Source organism: Bacteroides sp. LFL-34 (assembly GCF_027257075.1).
GTDB lineage: Bacteria > Bacteroidota > Bacteroidia > Bacteroidales > Bacteroidaceae > Bacteroides > Bacteroides ovatus.
This window is the reverse complement of record NZ_JAPQKZ010000009.1, coordinates 31667-49483: the sequence shown is the minus strand read 5'-3', so window position 1 is coordinate 49483 and position 17817 is coordinate 31667. Positions and strand designations below refer to the sequence as shown.

Sequence of the window (17817 nt, the reverse complement as noted above, 5' to 3'; positions counted from 1 at the left end):
CATATGTTGAAAGCCAAATATTTTATATTATTGATATGCTTCTCCTTTCTCCTGAAAACAGAAGCGAAAGTAACCCTTACTTCCATTTGGGGGGATAATATGGTGTTACAGCAACAATCGGAAGTTACTTTTTCCGGAACAGCGACTTCGGGAAAACGTGTGCAGGCTACCGCTTCATGGAATAATAAAAAAATCCAAACGAATGTTGATGCAAAAGGTGAATGGAAACTTTCTCTCCAAACACCGGTAGCTGGAGGTCCGTATAGTATTACGTTCTCGGATGGAGAGGACCTCACATTGCAGAATATTTTAATAGGAGAAGTCTGGTTCTGTTCCGGACAGTCGAATATGGAAATGCCAGTGAAAGGATTCCGTGGACAGCCTGTGTTTGGTTCCCAGCCATACATTGTATCTGCTAATCCCAAACGTCCACTGCGTCTCTATACTGTAAAAAATGCCTGGAGTACCATTCCACAGGAAGCTGGGGTGGACGGAGAATGGAAAGAAGCCTCTCCGGAAGATGTTGCTGATTTCAGTGCAACTGCCTATTTCTTTGGCAATCAGTTACAGCAATCTTTGGATGTTCCTGTCGGTCTGATACATTGTTCCTGGAGCATGTCAAAAATAGAGGCTTGGATGAATAAAGAGACTTTATCGGGCTTTCCGGAAATAGCATTGCCTGATGTAATACAGAGAGAGTTCGGGTGGACGGCAGGGACTCCTACATTATTGTGGAATGCAATGGTGAATCCATGGAAAGGATTTCCTGTTAAAGGAGTGATTTGGTATCAAGGTGAAGCAAACACACCCGATCCCGGATTATATAAGAGATTATTTCCTGCAATGGTTTCTCAATGGAGAACATTCTTCAACAATCCCCAAATGCCATTTTATTACGTACAGATTGCACCATGGAAATCGGAAGGCAATGATAAACTGGATTGGGCTTGGTTCCGCCAGTGTCAGTTGGAGTTGATGTCAGCTGTTCCAAATGTTGGAATGGTGACCACAGGTGATGCCGGGAGTGAAAACTTTATTCATTCGCCCTATAAGATAAAGGTCGGTGAACGACTGGCTTATTGGGCATTGGCAAAAACGTATCATCGTAAAGGTATTCAATATTCCGGTCCTATATACAAATTCCACCGGGTAAAAGGGAACGTAGTAGAAATAGACTTTGAACATGGTGAAGAAGGATTGACACCGGAAAATCAAAACGTGAAAGGATTTGAAATAGTGGGGACGGATGGTATATTCCGACCGGCCAAAGCGGAAATTATCAGTGGTTCTTCTACTGTAAAGGTCTGGAATGATTCGATCAATGACCCCATAGAGGTACGTTATTGTTTCCGGAATTATATGTTGGGAGAATTATGCAATAATGCGGCTATTCCTGCTTCTCCTTTCCGGATTGTAATCAAAAAGAAACCTGCGTTAATGTGGTTCGATGCCGAAGCTAACTTCGAACGTTTCAGCCATAAAGACTCGATTGACTATTATTTGGAGAAAATCAAATCAGTAGGTTTCACTCATGCAATAGTGGATATACGGCCCATTACGGGAGAAGTACTTTATCAAAGTCAGTTTGCCCCACAAATGAAAGAGTGGAAAGGCGCAAAGGCCGGGAATTTTGATTATTTGCAATACTTCATTAAAAAAGGGCACGAATTGGGTCTTGAGGTTCATGCTTCATTAAATGTATTCTGTGCCGGGCATAATTATTTCGATCGTGGAATGGTATACAGCGGACATCCGGAATGGGCATCCATGGTGTATACTCCCGAGAAAGGTATTATTCCGATTACGGAAGAAAAACATAAATATGGTGCTATGATCAATCCTTTGAACGAGGAATATCGTACGCATATTCTAAATGTACTGAAAGAAGTGGTGACCAAATACTCTGATTTGGACGGTTTGATGCTCGATCGTGTACGTTATGATGGTATAACAGCCGACTTCTCACCGCTGTCACGTGAAAAGTTTGAAGCATATATAGGTAAGAAAGTGGCGAAGTTCCCCGAAGATATTTTTGTTTGGAAGAAGAATACGGATGGAAAGTTTATCACACAACCGGGAAAGTATTTCCAGAAATGGATGGAATGGAGAACGAAAAACATTACTGATTTTATGGCATTGGCACGTAAGGAAGTGAAAGCCGCCAATCCAAAAGTTTCTTTCGGCACATATACCGGAGCTTGGTATCCGTCTTACTATGAAGTGGGAGTTAATTTCGCCAGCAAAAAGTATGATCCGGCTAAAGACTTCAGTTGGGCCACTCCCGAATATAAAAATTACGGATACGCGGAACTGATCGATTTGTATGCAACCGGAAATTACTATACAGACATAACGATAGAGGAATACAAGAAAACGAACCGCAACATCTGGAACGAGACTGATTCGCAGGCTCAAGCCGGTACATGGTACTGTGTAGAAGGTTCCTGTCAGCACTTGCGTCAGATTCTTAAAGACAACAAGTTTATGGGCGGCATCTTGGTGGATCAGTTCTATGATAATCCGGGGAAATTATCCGAAACAATAGAGATGAACCTTCGTCGATCGGATGGACTAATGGTATTCGATATAGTACACATCATCCAAAAGAATCTTTGGAAAGAAGTAGAAAAAGGAATGCGCGAGGGGGGAGCTTTATGAACAACAGAGCTTTAGCTTTAGATGCCTTACGGGGATATGCAATTATTACGATGGTGCTTTCGGCTACCATCGTAACGCATGTTCTTCCCGGTTGGATGAGTCATGCTCAAACGCCTCCGCCAGATCATGTGTTTAATCCTCTGTTGCCCGGTATTACTTGGGTAGATCTTGTGTTTCCTTTTTTCCTGTTCGCTATGGGAGCCGCGTTTCCTTTTTCCATAAGGAAGCGTGCTGAAAAAGGTGATTCAAAATTAAAACTTGTTTATGAAGCTGTCAAACGGGGGATTCAGTTGACTTTCTTTGCTATTTTCATCCAGCATTTTTATCCGTATATGTTAAGTTCTCCGCAGGATATCAGAGCATGGCTGCTGGCTATACTCTGTTTTGCTGTTCTATTTCCCATGTTCATGCGCATTCCTTTGAAAATGCCGGATTGGGTACATATTTCAATAAAAGTGGGAGCTTACATTGTCGCTGCCATTATGTTGGCTACCACTTCTTATGCGGATGGGAAAACATTCAGTTTATTCTCCAGCAACATTATCATTTTGCTGTTGGCTAATATGGCTATTTTCGGTTCTATCCTTTACATTTTCACAATGCATAATCGTTGGATGCGTTTAGGAATTCTGATATTGCTGATGGCTATGATAGTAGGGAGTACGGTTGACGGTTCGTGGACACAGAGTGTATTTAATTATACTCCTCTGCCGTGGATGTATCGGTTTGATTATTTGAAATACTTATTTATCGTTATTCCCGGCAGTATAGCCGGGGAGTATTTAGCGGAGTGGATGAAAGCATATCAAAAAGAGACGGATGATTATGCTACATCTCCTTATCGTAAAATGAGTATTATGTTGATGATATTATCCGTTGTTATCATCATTAGCAATCTTTACGGTCTATACACTCGTAATTTGGTTGTCAACCTTGTGTTTACTGTTTTATTGTTATTAGCTGGTAAGTGTATATTTCCACGTAAAGTGGATGGAATAGCTTTATTATGGAGAAAGTTGTTTAACGCAGGGGCATATTTACTTCTTCTGGGTTTGTGCTTTGAGCCTTTCCAGGATGGTATTAAAAAAGATCCAACTACTTTTAGTTATTTCTTTGTCACTTCCGGACTGGCTTTTCTAGCTCTTTTATTTCTAAGTATCGTTTGTGATTATTTCCGGTGTGTGAAAAGTACTCGTTTTTTGGTGATGTCCGGTCAGAATCCGATGATAGCTTATGTGGTCGGCGATTTGTTGATTATGCCATTGGCTAATATACTTGGAATTGCTTCATTATTATCTTATTTTCAACAAAATGCCTGGTTGGGATTTCTTCAGGGAGCAATCCTTACTTCTTTAGCTGTTTTAGTAACTATGTTCTTCACAAAAATCAAGTGGTTTTGGAGAACATAAATATCAATGTGATTATTTTATATTAAATTAGTTGACATACTGTCGTTTTTTCTTTGATTCTACTATTTTCCACTTTTTATGAATGAAAGAAAGTAGAGCGAGTAAACAATAAAATACGGTATTTATATGCATAATTACGAATAAAAGAACCGGCATTTGCATATAAATTACCGTATTGTTTGTGAAAAATACACGGTTGATTGTAATGAAACGTACGGTTAGTTTTAAAGAAACACACGGTTGGCTTTAAAGAAACGTCACGTACATTTAAAAGGAAGCATATTCTGCTCGTAAAAACATGATTTATTGATTTATTAGAAGTGCTTTGATGAATTTGTTTTATTAAACAAAAAGCACGAAAAGATTGATAAATATATTCACTATGTAATGCATGATATTAAATAGAAATGATTGTGCTCTATAAAGGAAGGATTTCTTTAATTTCTGAATAATACTAATGCTTAATCTACGCGATTCTTTTCTATGTCCAGTTAACAAGCTGAATAAATTCAATTATAGCATCATTCAAATACCAAAATGATATTTTACCATTTTGATATTTGGAGATTTGTTTTTACCGATATAACATATAAAAAGCCATCTATTAGGAGTATTAAAAATAGTGACGCTATGTCAATAGGATAGCGTTGCTATAAGCTTCATATAGTGACGCTATACCGAGCCGATAGCGTCACTATTTTATTTGATTGCTTTCTTAATGATTGGACAAACTAAATCTGCATATCTCATCATGCCTAAATCTGTGAAATGAATACCATCAATTGTGGCTTCTCCATCTTCTCCCAGCATATTCTTTGAAGAGATTAAAATGATATTTTTCTCATTTTCCTTTTTTAGCCGATTGAATATCTCCTTTAATGTGTCATTCTTTCTTTGCACTTCTTTAGCTATTCTCTCATCATAAAGTGTATGAGTGAAAATAGGATCTTCTATAAAAATAACTGGCGTATCCGGATGTTTACTACGAATGATACGATAGAATGTCTCCATGCGTTCTTTCATCTGTTCTACAGAAGCATTAGGCACAAAGTCCAAAACAAAAACACTGGCATCTACCTCGGCTATCACTTTGGCAACTTCTAAATCTAAAAGTGCATTTCCACTGAATCCCAGATTGATACATTCACGGTTCAGTCTTCTTGATATAATGTTTGTATGTGCCATTCCGGGACGTGAAGCACAACCTCCTTGAAGAATACTGGTTCCATAAAATACAATCGGCTTCTGGCGAATCGGATAATCAATTAAAGGCTGATCGATAGTAGCTAACGAATCAATCCCTATAGATAGGGAAACCAAACCGTCATAGAGAGGAAGATAAAGCATATATTCTCTCTCTTCCGGTTGCATGTTAGCAATGATTGTTGCTTGATTTGTTTTTCCATTTGGACGACCACTGTTTACAAAACGCCACTCCCCATTCTTCTGAAGACAATAAAGGTCTAAGCCTTTTGCACCTGTGTCAGTCATGTGATTCATATGAAAATTGATAAGAGCTTCCCATTTTGCAGCTATCGTGGTAGAATTACTGCGAAAACGTATCGCCATTCCGGCAGAATTACGACTTAAATTCCATAACGGAGCACGGGAGATATTCTTCAATGAATCCGGAAGTCTTTCATATCGTGCTCCGGTGGCTTCGGTGGCTTTTCCTAATAGAGGGAACTTTGATGCATCATGATATACTAGTTGGGCATATATATGACACATCAAAAAAAGCATTATAAAAACACAAATTCTTCTTTTCATATTTTGAATATTATTGTTTTAAGTTCTCCAAAAGCATTTTATTCGGGTAAAGAACATAGTTACCAATACTGATAATGCCGTTAATACTACCCCTCGTAAAAATCCCATCCATGCATTCTCATTGAAATAAACAAGCAATGATGCAATTCCTAATAAATTGATTACGGGCATAATCAACAGATCTCCTACTACATAGGCCATCATGGGATTTTGTCCGGGCATTACAAGAAAACGGGTACTCTTTACACAACGAAAATAATCACATATCACATTTAAAAGCAATAAAGCCATAAATGCCAGACCTGAAGTGAGAAATAAATAACTCAAAGTGGCGGGATCTTTTTTTATACCTCCCTGAAAAGGTTCAAAGCATAATCCCAAAACAACTAAGAAAGCTCCGGCTGTAAAAAGTTCTCTCCAAAGCTTTATAAATCCTGTGCCCTTTCTCAATAAAAAGACTCCACTTATCAGCAACGGAATATTTATTATCAGGTTCAAGACTGTACAATGTGTATAAAGTCCTGCCAAATTTACAATAATTATAGCTAATGTCAAAAGAATCATTACGATAGCTTTCCATTTATTTGTAGATTCAACAGACGAATCATTGTGCTGCTTCAGCCACTCCATCAAATACTCTCCGGCGATGCTTCCCGGAATCACGATAAGGAGATATTGTAAATACTCAAAATGAAAAGCCCAAGGTAGAGGTGTGTAGGTGTATATAGCTTGTGTCCAGGAATTGTCAACCTGTCCACTTAATAACAAAGCCATCAATATTAGTAATACACCTATTCGTGCCCGGAGATTTTGCATTGTGAAAATATATATGACCGAACCAAAAACAGCCATATTTGCCAGCAGTAATATGATTATGTTGTTGAATGATACATCAAAAGTTCTTTCATTTGCATATTGAGTTGTCAGTAACAAGACAATGGCTATTACATAGGCCGTTACCTTGATAACTGTACGCATCCAATCTGGCATTTTCAGAGGGATGCGAATGAACATAGGAAATAGTATAATAAAACAAAGAATGGATAATAACCAGGCACGCACGTCTTGTGGATTACTTAAAACATACGGATAAAAATGTTGAATAAAAATAGCAAAGAAAGTCAATTGCACACCTCGCTTGATAGCTTCATATACTAATCGTAACTTAGTATCCCCTTTCTCAAATCTTTTTTTGATCGAGAAAGGGAAAGCAGCACCCATTGCAAACAGGAAGAATGGAAAAACAAGATCCACCCAGGTGATTCCCGATAAACTGGCATCGAAAGCTCTGTCCGGAGGAGGAGTTTGTGCGTGATACATCCATCCGGGTAGAGAATTCCATGCAACAGTTGCCGAAAGCACCATCGTGATGATGGCATAACCTCGTAGGGCATCTAAAGCATAAGCACGTTTATTCATATATCTATGGATTGATTGTTTGAATATATTCTTTGCCAAAACGGTCGGTTACTTTAACCGTTATATGAGCATCTTTATTTTTAGGAGTTGCCCGAAACATATGTTGGGTAGGTCTTGGGGTAATCCATGTATATACCATCTTTTCCCGGTCCGAACATACTACTGATGCGTATGGATCTAAACCAGTATATCGTGTCATGTTTCCCATCAACTGACCGTCTTCCAGCCATTCCACTTTCCACAGTTTATCCCAGTTCCATACATTAGCAATAATATCTGACGGATGTTCCTTAGAAGCTCCTACAGGATAAGAACGAAATTGATGTTCTTTGGGATATCCGGAACTTTTGTAATACCATTTTACATCGTTATCATTTACTTCATATATGCCATAACCACGTGGAGTACCATCCAGACAAATATCCGCTTTCCACCACGTACCACAAACTGCAGCCGTATTATGTTCCATCAGATTCTCATCGAATACGACATTAAGATTGTAATGAGTATGTCCTGTGATAAGATGTGCTTTGTAGGGTTTCAACATCTGATGCAGTGCACCTGCGTTGACCATCTGATTACCAATCATATCATAGTTATACAAAAAAGCTTCTTGTTTTTCTGTTTGGCGGGAAGGGATATGCATAATGAAGAATACGAGTGCCCCTTTCGGTACGTATGATAAATCCTTATCAAGCCATGCAAATGTTTTCTCATCCAGATAACCCATATAGAAATAATCACGTCCGATAAAGAAATTATTGTCTACTACAATATAATGGGCATTTCCCTTATTAAAAGAATAGTAAGAAGGACCAAAAGTATCTTCAAAAGTCTTGTAGGAAGTTTCATGCGTGCGACCGTCATAATTCATATCATGATTGCCAACTACACGATAGATAGGTATATCCAGTTGATCGGCTCTTTTCAAATAATCGGGATATAATTCTTGATGATCGCCTACAATGTCTCCACAATCAATTCCAAAAACTTCTGTTGTTGCATAAGAAGAGAGAAGTTGTTTGCAATCGTCGACTACATGTTGATAAATAGCCAGTTCGTCTCTGGAAGTAACTTGTATATCAGATTGAGCTACAAAAACATGGGAAACATCATCTTTGGGATTCTTCTTCAGATTAAAATTATAGTTTTGCTTTTTAGAATAATCAATAGGTAGATAGAAAGAAGGGATAGTTCCTTTCCGGTCTGTCAGATAGCCTGAAGGAGTACAAATATATACAAAACGACTGTCTCCCAAAGTGGGGATACTATATTTCCCAGAAGTGTCGGTCTGCACACATATATGACCGTCGGTAACCATTACTCCCCCGATTCCTTTACCTTCGCAGGTAACTTTGCCTTTGATAATGTTGATAGAGGCTTCCGCCTGAACTGAAAGGTTCAGGCAGAAATACATTAAAAGAAATAAAAACAAGTGTAGTTTATTCGTTCTCATATTGAAGTATACTTTATAATTTTATCGAATGATTTCTTTTGCGTATTTTTTATAGATTTGGCGGGCAAGTTTTATTCCGTCACCGCCTTCGTTGTAGCTGATTCTGTTACTCGGATTTACCCATTCGTTTTCATACATCCGTGATTGATTAAAGAATTCTTCTTCATCAAAATTCTTCTTCTTTTCAGCAGCCTCGATTACTTCATTTATAAAATGATCCCACCGAACAGAATAATATTGATTGGTTAGACCTGCCCATGATCGATTAGCATAGTCGGTCAGGTGATAGCTATCTCCCCAAATGGTAATCAGAGAACGGGCATTCATTTCATAATAGTTTTTAGAAGCGGCATCATGTCCCATATCACGAGCATCAGTGATCCATTTATGCAATGAGAAAGTTGGATGACAGCTAACGAGTTTATCAAGGTCAGCAAGAATCTCTCTCATCTTATTCCCTCGGTTTTTCATCATCGGTATATCTCCCGCTTCATATGCAAGGGTGAACTCATCACGGACTACATTAAAATAATTCCCTAAAACTTGTCGTCCAATATTGACCAAATCAAACTCATAGCTATCTCGTTGACAGTCTTTTACTGATAACAGTAATCTCCATGCTTCAACTAAATCTTTGGGTTGATATTCAATCGTAGGTTTGGTAGTCCAGTGTCCATTTCCTTTCAAACAAGGGCGCGCATTGGTGAGTGTGCCTTGTCCCACTTGTGCCGGTTGAACGTACACTTTATTTGCTAGTATTTCCCATGCTTTTCTCGCTTCGGGAGATATCTTGCCAATTCGTCTGTCTGCCAGTTTAAAGAACCATTCTTTATCTGTTTGACCTCCATTCCATGCTTTGTCAAGAACAAATTCATACATAAACTGATTCAGGTCTATGCCTTCGAGAGTGGAACCTACTCCTTTAAGATTACTGCCGCCATTCTTTAAAGCATCTGCCAATCGTTCGCTCACCAAATTTACCGGACCTGACAGAAAGGAATTGCCACCAAAATTGCCCAGATAACACCAAAGATAAGGTTGACCGAAATAACTGTCTGTCTGTTTCCAGATTTCTGTATATTCACAGAAATAGTCTAATAGAATCAATCTGTCTTGAGGCACAGAACGAAGATAGGATTTGATACGTGGAGTGGTCCAATGCTTGATGTCAGCATAAAACAACCATGTCATTTGTAGCCATACTGCTTCCGGATCTACAGCAGCCACAGACTCGTAGATGTGCTTAGCCATCATTCCCAAAGAATCGGCATCCCATGAAGGAGGATCTATTTCATTGAACGGATCGATGCCATAGATATGGTTTGTGCCATATAAACGAGTCTGTTCGGTAAGATATTCTTTTTGTATGATCGCATACAAAGAATCCATAGGATTAAGGAAAGTGCAACGATATTGATCGGCAAATCCTCCCCATTCGCTTACTCTGGTTGTTTTTATATTGGGATAAACCCGTTTCAATGCTGCCGGTACATGCCCGGCAAAAGCCGGCAATACAGGTCGCATATTAAACTCACGTTCACGGGCAACAATCTGTTCCTGCAACGCTGCCTGACTTGACAACCACTCTTTAGGTAAAGGACTTTGCCAACCATCCAAGTTACACATTCGATGCCATGGAAGATGTGCAGGACCTGTAAAATATCCCCGTATTTCTTCATCTGTCAATCCCAGTTTACTCCAAACTTTATACCAGATAGCTTCCTGACCGGTAATAGCTAGAGGCATATTGATTCCATTTAAAGCCATCCAGTCGATAAAATGTTCCCAATCACTCCATTTCCACCAAGTCATTGAATACCCGAACGTACAATAGTTTAGAAAGAAACGGGTTGGGACATTTGCCTTAACAGTGACTTCTGTTGATATGGAAGGGAGAGTTTTAGGTAATTCTATCGGATCATCCTTATACCATGAAATAGTGGTCAGACAGTAGTTTTTCAAATAATGATTCAAACCTACAGCCATAGAGTTGGCGTTATTTCCGGAAATAATAATTTTATTCCCTTCACTTTTGATGGTAAAAGTATCTGCAGAAGTATCATTCAACAGACGAAAATCAAAAGATGAAGCCTGTTGAGGAAACAACCGTTGTGTCATTTTATGCATGGTAGTGATATTAGTATCTTCCGCACGTATTTGGCAGACAACAACTAGAAAAAGGAGTATACTTAGTATTTTCTTCATAATCATATTATTGTTTGATAAAACGAATAGCACATCCACCGCTTGTTGCCAGTTTGACATGAAGCATGTCGGAAGCTGTTACTATTTTCTCTTCATACTTGAAAGAAGTCGGATTCGTTTTCCATTCCGCATCGTCACCGTCAACATATATTTGAGCAGTATACTTTGAGTCCGCATCCAAAAAGTTCAAAAGAATATCTAGCTCTCTTGCATTTTCGTCTGTGATGCAGCCTACATACCAATCGCTGGTGTTACGGTCTTTCCGCGCAAAGACGGAATAATCACCAATTTTGGCATCTACTACATAAGTTTTATCCCAGTCGGTAGGTACATCCTTAATGAAATCGAACGCTTTGATGCCTTTGTAGTTTTCTGGTAAATCCGAGGCCATTTGTAAGGGGCTGTAGATCACGACAAATAGTGCTAATTGCTTGCAAAGTGTAGTATTGACACGAGTCCCCGGATATGCTTCGTTAGTAAAGTTGAAAGTTCCGAATGTGAAGTCCATGGGCCCGGCTAATCCTCTGGTAAAAGGAATAACAGTTGTATGTTCCGGCGGATTTCCTCCATCGGGAGACCATGCATTGTGTTCCTGTCCGCGCACACCTTCCTGGGTCATAAGGTTAGGCCATGTGCGCTCAATACCGGTAGGCATAACAGGCTCGTGGTTGTCAATAGCTATTTGATATTTGGCAGCAGTTTCTATCACTTTCCGATAGTGACGTACACCATACTGACCGTCGTGAGCTTCTTTAAAGTCCATCAGACGATTCACATATCCCGTTTTCACGACATGCACTCCATATTGTTGATAGAAAGCGAAGGCTTTGTCCAGTTGGTTCTCGTAGTTGCGGGTAGCAGCTGCTGTTTCATGATGTCCAATCAATTCTACGCCTTTCTCACGGGCATAATCAGTGATTGCCTTAATATCAAAATCCGGATAAGGTTTGGTGAAGTCTAAAGAATCCCCGTGTTTCATCCAGTTTCCTTCCCAGCCGACATTCCATCCTTCTACTAACACACCGGAGATACCATTCTCTGATGCAAAGTCTATATATTTCTTTGTATTAGCAGTGGTAGCACTGTGTTTAGGACCATAATACCATGTTCCTTTACCCAAATGCATTTCCCACCATATACCGATGTATTTCCCTGGCTTTATCCAGGAAGTATCTTTAATTTTGGAGGGTTCGTTGAGATTCAACATCAAATAAGATGTAACCAGATCACCCGGTTTATCAGCAATAACAACTGTTCTCCAAGGGGTAACAAATGGAGCTTTGATATACGCTGCTACTCCATTAGACCAAGGAACTAATGAAGCGCAGAGTGTGGTAGAATCCTTGACTGTCAGATTCATTTTGGGATAATCTGTCAGGTTAGCTTCGTGAATGGCAAGATACTTTCCTTCCGCAGTTTCCATTGTTAGAGGAGTGCGTACAGTATCCAGTTCATTTATGGGAGAGAATGTTGCTATACATTCATAATATGGATCGGATGCGGGAATCCACCAAGCTTTATGTATACGCGGCATTTTAAACTCTGTTGCTTCGCTCATAATAACTAATGAATCCATGGATTCCTGTTGCGGAAACTCATAACGATATCCGATACCATCATTAAAGAGACGGAATATTACATTAAGTTTACGTTTTCCTGCTACCTCTTGAAGTAGTACTTTCAATTCATTATAGTGGTTCCGTACATATCGGCTCTCTCCCCAAGGTTGTTCCCAAGTTTCGTCCAAGGAGGAACGTTCGGTGCCTTTAATTACAAAATGGTTCAAGCTATCTCCATGTTCCAGGATAAACCCTAATTTAGAAGGGAGTATCATGGTTTCATTCTCTTTATTTACTGCGTATGATATTGTATTATCATTCTCTGTGACTGTTAGTTGTATCTTACCATCCGGGGACTTTAGTACCAGATTATCAGTTTGGCTACAAGCTGAAAGGAGGCTGGTGATTCCCAGAATATAAAATATTCTCCTTAATACAGTTAATCGATTCATCTTCTTTCCTTTTTTATATTTTTGCTTATTTAGGTTGCTGCATTTTACGGGTATATACATTACCGCAATGATCTGTAACTTCTACACGTATTTCGGAATCCTTCATTTCAGGAACCGCATAAAACAAGTGTTCAGTAATGTCTGCTCCCAAATACTTATGTTTAAATGTAGAACTGTTTTTATCACAGTATTCATAAATAGCAGGGTCGTATCCGGAAAAACGAGTCATTTCTCCTCTGTCAATACCGTTTTCATACCATTTCACTTTCCAGGTTGGGTCGTAATTCCAGACATTTGCCACCACTGCTTCCTTTTTATTTCGACTGGCACCTACCGGATAAAGTTCAAATTGATAGTCCTTATCTCTTCCTACGCATTTGTAATACCAGTTAACTTTACCTCCGTCAAATTCGTAGACGGCATATCCACCCGGAGTTCCATCACAAGCCCAGGGAGCTTGCCAAAACAGTGTTGACAAGGGGGCGTGCACGTGTTCGTAAAGATTGTCTGCCAACACATAATTTTCATTATAGTGTTCATGTCCTGACATGATATGAGCATTATAAGGTTTTAGCAACTCATACAAATGAGAGCGGTTATTCATTACTTTCATAGTAGACTCCTTTCCCCATTCCTTTCGGCGTGCTTCTCTTGAATAGGTAGGGATATGTGTAGCAACTACTACTGTGGATCCCGGAGTGACTTGTTTCAAATCCTGTTCCAACCACTGGAGTTGTTGTTCGGTAAGATAACCAACATACAAATAGCTTTTTGCAATAAAGAAAATATCATCGAGAACAACATAATGCACATTTCCTCTATTGAATGAATAGTAAGTGGGACCATAATAAGATTTATAAGTAGTACGTGCATGTTCATTGGAACGTACATTTAAATCTAAGTCATGATTTCCAATTACATAGAAGAAGGGAATTTCCGTTTCGGCTATTGCATCTATCATGGGCGCAAAATAGCTGGGCTTTTTATTGATGTCACCAATAATATCTCCACACACTATTCCATACGCAGGGATTCCCTGATAACTAGTTGCCAACAGCTCTTTCACATCTTTTGAGGCCTCCCGTACTTGTGGCATTTCTTCGTCAAAATACACTTGTGGGTCAGCCCATACAACCAAAACGTGCTTTTGGTTATTCGTAGATGATTGTGTCAGCTCAAAATCAAAATGTACTTTCTTTGAAGGTTGAGCAGGCACTTTTTGAAAGAATACAGGGACTTTACCTTTCATCGGAACGTCATAGCCATCAGGAAGGGTAATATAGATGTATTCTGCATCAGAGGTACTTGTCATAGAGTATCGTCCTTTTTTATCTGTAAGGACAATCTGCGTACCATCTGTCACAGGTACATTAGCCACTCCCTTACCTCCGGACAGTACTTTCCCGTAATAGACTACGGGAGTAGTTGCAGCCTGTACACTAACGCAGGAAATACTCCATTGGAACAGACATAAAAGTAATAATAGTCTTAATTTCATTCTTTAATCCTTTCTATTTTAATCAAACGCGTAAGAGGCTTGTTTATTTTATATATTTGAGTTATCAACTGGGCTATTTCAGCCTGCCAGGCTTCACGTATCTGCGGAAACATGGCTTGAGTATAATTGGTATATAAATACTTCACCAGATAATGACTTTCCCGTTCCGCTTTGGCAGCATCAAGAGCAGCTTTATTATCTGCAAAAAGTAATCCTCTATGTTTAAAAAAGACATACTGCATAGCCATATACTGACGTAAACGTTTTTCTATGGCGCACCTTTCTTCATTCAGATACATGATAGACAGACTCTGTTGGTATTGGGGCGTACATGTTATTTCTGCCAGATTAACTCCTTTACTCAATTCGTCGCCACTCCAACAGCCAATTTCTATTCCATCAATAGTAACCCGGAAAATGCCATGCAAATCAGTTACTTTCATTATTTCCTGATTCATTTCCTGCATAAAGGGAATTTGTCTGATAGCATCCCGAGCTGTACCTTTCGTTCCCCAGCGAGGAATCGTGTCGATAGGGAAAGGCAATGAACGGGATAAATATCTGAAAGATATTGTGTCATTTTCATTCTTTATATGAGATATTCGGCAGTTTCGCTCTTCCATTGCTTTCCTGTTAGTGGCATTGATTTGGAAAGAAGCGATTTCCTGTCCTGCAAGTCCCTGTGCTTTCAGGAATAAGTATGCCATTACCATATGACCGTCTTTATCAGGATGAATCCGGTCACCGCCACAGAAAGTAGCTGTAGAATCAGATAGCTGAATCTGCTTATTCAACCCGCACATCACAGTATTGAAATTGACAAATCCCCATCCTCTCTTTTGGGCAACTTCTGCCTGCATTTCAATAATTCGTTTGATCGTCTCATTCTTTCCGTGTAGTGCTTCTACTCCTTTCAATTTCACATTCTCATCATAGGGAGGAGAACCTAGAAGTACTACGCTTTTTATTTTTTTGTCAGCAAGAATCTGCCGTTGCAGTTTTTCAAACTCTGTGTGAGCATACTCTACCTGCTGATTCGCATACTTATCATATCCGGGCTTATTATATCCGTCGAATCCGGAATCATTCATCCCGAAAGAACAGATCAAATAGGTCGGCTTTTTGATTTTAATATCTGAATCGAAACGATAAACCATGTGGCTCACACAATCACCACCAATTCCTCCATTATACATACGAAGAGGTAAATTGGGGAAGTGCGTCATGTAATACAGCCATATATAAGAATGATAATGCCCTCCTTCCGTTATACTATTTCCAAGAAAAACAATTCTGTCATTTGCTTTAAATGACGGAATTTGCTGCGCACTTACAGGAAACGATAAAATGCAACAGGTATATAATATAAATAGTATTTTCTTCATTACTAAACCTTTTTATTCAACTGGAGTAAGAATTGCTGCCCAACCGCCACCTTTAGCCATGGTGATGTTAATTAGTTCATCTTTTGAAACCATTACTTCTTCTGTTTTAAAATCCGAGGCGTAAACGTCTGCATTCACACCGTCTTTGAAAATTTCCATTTTATATTTGGATGCTTCAAGGAAATCCAGTTTCACTTCAATATTACGGGCATTCCAGTCTGTTAAACCTGCCAAATACCAATTCTTACCATTCTTACGGGCAATAACTAATTGTTCTCCGATTTTAGCTGTTATAGCTTTAGTATCTTCCCAAATGGTAGGTATACGGGAAATAAAAGAGGCAAATTCTGGAGCTTTATAATAATTTGAGGGAGAATCTGCTAACATTTGTAACGGGCTTTCATACACTACATATAAAGCTGCCTGATGGGCGCGTGTACCTAGACTGATCGGATGTACGAAATTGATGTAAAAGTCTTCCGCTGTTGCATTGTTTACTGCACCGGGAGTATAATCCATCGGACCGGCTACCATTCTTGTAAACGGAAGAATCAAGTCATGTACCGGATTAATATCTCTTGAATCCTTATCGTGCTCTAATCCAAGTACACCTTCAAAAGTCATCACATTGGGATATTTCTTCTGTAAACCGGAAGGTTTGAAAGATCCATGGAAATCAACGAGTAATTTACGCTCCATTGCGGCTTTTCCTACCCGTTCGTAGAAATTAACCATATATTGATCCGAACGTTGCATAAAATCTACTTTTATACCTTTGATTCCCCATTTTTCATAAACATCCAGAATTTCGTCCAATTCTTTATCAAGTGGGTTCCATAAAGTCCATAATACAAGACCTACATTTCTTTCCTTTCCATATCGTACCAGTTCCGGTATATCCAATCCGGGTATTGGCTCCTTAATATTCCAGGTTCCGGCTGACCAACCTTCATCTAATAAAATATATTCAATTCCGTATTTTGAAGCGAAATCAATGAAATATTTATAGGTATCCGTATTCACACCTGCCTTAAAATCTACCCCGTATACGTTCAATGTACTCCACCAATCCCAAGAAATCTTTCCGGGTTTTATCCAGTCTGTGTCTTGAGTAACAGATGGAGAGGCTAATTGATACACTAAGTTATTTTCAATAACCGCTTTGTCGTCTTCGTTAATCATTAACACACGCCAAGGGAAAGTTCTTGTTCCTTCAGTTTCAGCAATGTAAGAGGCTTTCTCCAATAATACTTCGTCACGGTCGGCACCTTCCTTTAAGGCACTTTTTAAAACTACAGGAGGAAATTCACCGGATAGCGTGTTATTACGATCACCCGTTAAAAATAGATTGGGATAATCGAAAAGATCGGATTCCATAATAACAACTTTCGTTCCTTTAGGAGTAGAGAGGTAAATGGGTAGATAGCCTTTCATATCCTTAGTGAGCGAGGAGATGTTTAATTCATCAAAAATGGCTTCGCAGTGTGTGAGGTATTCTTGATTCTTTTCTCTTGGCCAATATAGCTTACACCCTTCAGTCCAGTTCTGTTCAATAGTTTCGGTATTAATAATAACTTTAGGTTGCTTTAATGAAGTCTCAAAACGATAAGCGGCTCCATTGTTATATACTCTGAAGACTATTGCGTAGTTACCTTTACAAGTCAGAGTTAACTGGTTATATTGATCTTTGATAATTCTTTGTTTAAGTGGAATGACAGCTGTTTGCTCCGAATTTACTTTAAGTGTTTTAGCTTTTATTACTTTCGGATTTACTCCCGGTTGTTCAGTCTGCCCTTCAATATCCATCTGCATCAGACTGGGATTTAGTATACGTTCACCATTGTAATTAATACTCCAACTCAATTGTTTTCCGGCTGTTACCGTCACCTTGATTTTTCCATCCGGTGAACTTACAGTGTAGTTTTTGGCTTGAGTTACTATGCATGTGCATAAAATAATGTGTAATAATATAAGTACTCGTTTCATTTTATATATTATATTTTATT

Annotated in this window: 10 protein-coding genes; 2 read left to right on the top strand and 8 right to left on the bottom strand. The window is 39.0% G+C overall.

The genetic code is table 11. The annotated features are described in order from the left end of the window. Window positions 1-3: 3 nt before the first annotated feature. Together N5O98_RS07080 and N5O98_RS07075 are read left to right on the top strand one after the other, a co-directional pair. Complete coding sequence (locus tag N5O98_RS07080) at window positions 4-2658, top strand: alpha amylase family protein (protein WP_004308396.1); 2655 nt, start codon at window positions 4-6, stop codon at window positions 2656-2658. Then, entirely contained in the window at window positions 2655-4067 is a 1413-nt protein-coding gene (locus N5O98_RS07075) for a DUF5009 domain-containing protein (protein ID WP_004307221.1), read from the top strand. Before N5O98_RS07080 ends, N5O98_RS07075 begins: the two co-directional genes overlap by 4 nt. A 699-nt stretch (window positions 4068-4766) precedes the next feature. Here N5O98_RS07075 and N5O98_RS07070 read toward each other — a convergent pair. Genes N5O98_RS07070 through N5O98_RS07035 form a run of 8 tightly spaced genes read right to left on the bottom strand, consistent with a single transcriptional unit; the run spans window position 4767 to window position 17797 of the window. Beyond that, complete coding sequence (locus tag N5O98_RS07070) at window positions 4767-5837, bottom strand: SGNH/GDSL hydrolase family protein (protein WP_004308397.1); 1071 nt, start codon at window positions 5835-5837, stop codon at window positions 4767-4769. 18 nt (window positions 5838-5855) lie between these two features. After that, window positions 5856-7256, bottom strand: a complete 1401-nt coding sequence (locus tag N5O98_RS07065; protein WP_004308398.1) for a DUF5009 domain-containing protein — start codon at window positions 7254-7256, stop codon at window positions 5856-5858. Window positions 7257-7260: 4 nt separating this feature from the next. After that, entirely contained in the window at window positions 7261-8712 is a 1452-nt protein-coding gene (locus N5O98_RS07060; protein WP_032855801.1) for a calcineurin-like phosphoesterase family protein, read from the bottom strand. A gap of 21 nt (window positions 8713-8733) precedes the next feature. Continuing rightward, window positions 8734-10917 (bottom strand): alpha-N-acetylglucosaminidase, encoded by a 2184-nt coding sequence (locus tag N5O98_RS07055; RefSeq protein WP_050428077.1) that lies wholly within the window; start codon window positions 10915-10917, stop codon window positions 8734-8736. Window positions 10918-10924: 7 nt separating this feature from the next. After that, a complete protein-coding gene (locus N5O98_RS07050; protein ID WP_004308402.1) occupies window positions 10925-12928 on the bottom strand; it encodes a glycoside hydrolase family 97 protein in 2004 nt (667 codons plus the stop codon). 25 nt (window positions 12929-12953) lie between these two features. Then, window positions 12954-14426, bottom strand: coding sequence for a calcineurin-like phosphoesterase C-terminal domain-containing protein (locus N5O98_RS07045; protein WP_004308403.1), 1473 nt, complete (start codon window positions 14424-14426; stop codon window positions 12954-12956). Further along, entirely contained in the window at window positions 14423-15811 is a 1389-nt protein-coding gene (locus N5O98_RS07040; RefSeq protein ID WP_004308404.1) for an SGNH/GDSL hydrolase family protein, read from the bottom strand. The genes N5O98_RS07045 and N5O98_RS07040 overlap by 4 nt, the downstream gene beginning before the upstream one ends. A gap of 12 nt (window positions 15812-15823) precedes the next feature. Next, on the bottom strand, window positions 15824-17797 hold the full coding sequence (locus N5O98_RS07035) for a glycoside hydrolase family 97 protein (RefSeq protein ID WP_004308405.1): 1974 nt from the start codon (window positions 17795-17797) through the stop codon (window positions 15824-15826). Between the last annotated feature and the right edge of the window lie 20 nt (window positions 17798-17817).

Coding starts and splice junctions, on each gene's coding strand:
- N5O98_RS07080 (WP_004308396.1), top strand. CDS start 4: ATGTTGAAAGCCAAATATTTTATATTATTGATATGCTTCTCCTTTCTC.
- N5O98_RS07075 (WP_004307221.1), top strand. CDS start 2,655: ATGAACAACAGAGCTTTAGCTTTAGATGCCTTACGGGGATATGCAATT.
- N5O98_RS07070 (WP_004308397.1), bottom strand. CDS start 5,837: ATGAAAAGAAGAATTTGTGTTTTTATAATGCTTTTTTTGATGTGTCAT.
- N5O98_RS07065 (WP_004308398.1), bottom strand. CDS start 7,256: ATGAATAAACGTGCTTATGCTTTAGATGCCCTACGAGGTTATGCCATC.
- N5O98_RS07060 (WP_032855801.1), bottom strand. CDS start 8,712: ATGAGAACGAATAAACTACACTTGTTTTTATTTCTTTTAATGTATTTC.
- N5O98_RS07055 (WP_050428077.1), bottom strand. CDS start 10,917: ATGAAGAAAATACTAAGTATACTCCTTTTTCTAGTTGTTGTCTGCCAA.
- N5O98_RS07050 (WP_004308402.1), bottom strand. CDS start 12,928: ATGAATCGATTAACTGTATTAAGGAGAATATTTTATATTCTGGGAATC.
- N5O98_RS07045 (WP_004308403.1), bottom strand. CDS start 14,426: ATGAAATTAAGACTATTATTACTTTTATGTCTGTTCCAATGGAGTATT.
- N5O98_RS07040 (WP_004308404.1), bottom strand. CDS start 15,811: ATGAAGAAAATACTATTTATATTATATACCTGTTGCATTTTATCGTTT.
- N5O98_RS07035 (WP_004308405.1), bottom strand. CDS start 17,797: ATGAAACGAGTACTTATATTATTACACATTATTTTATGCACATGCATA.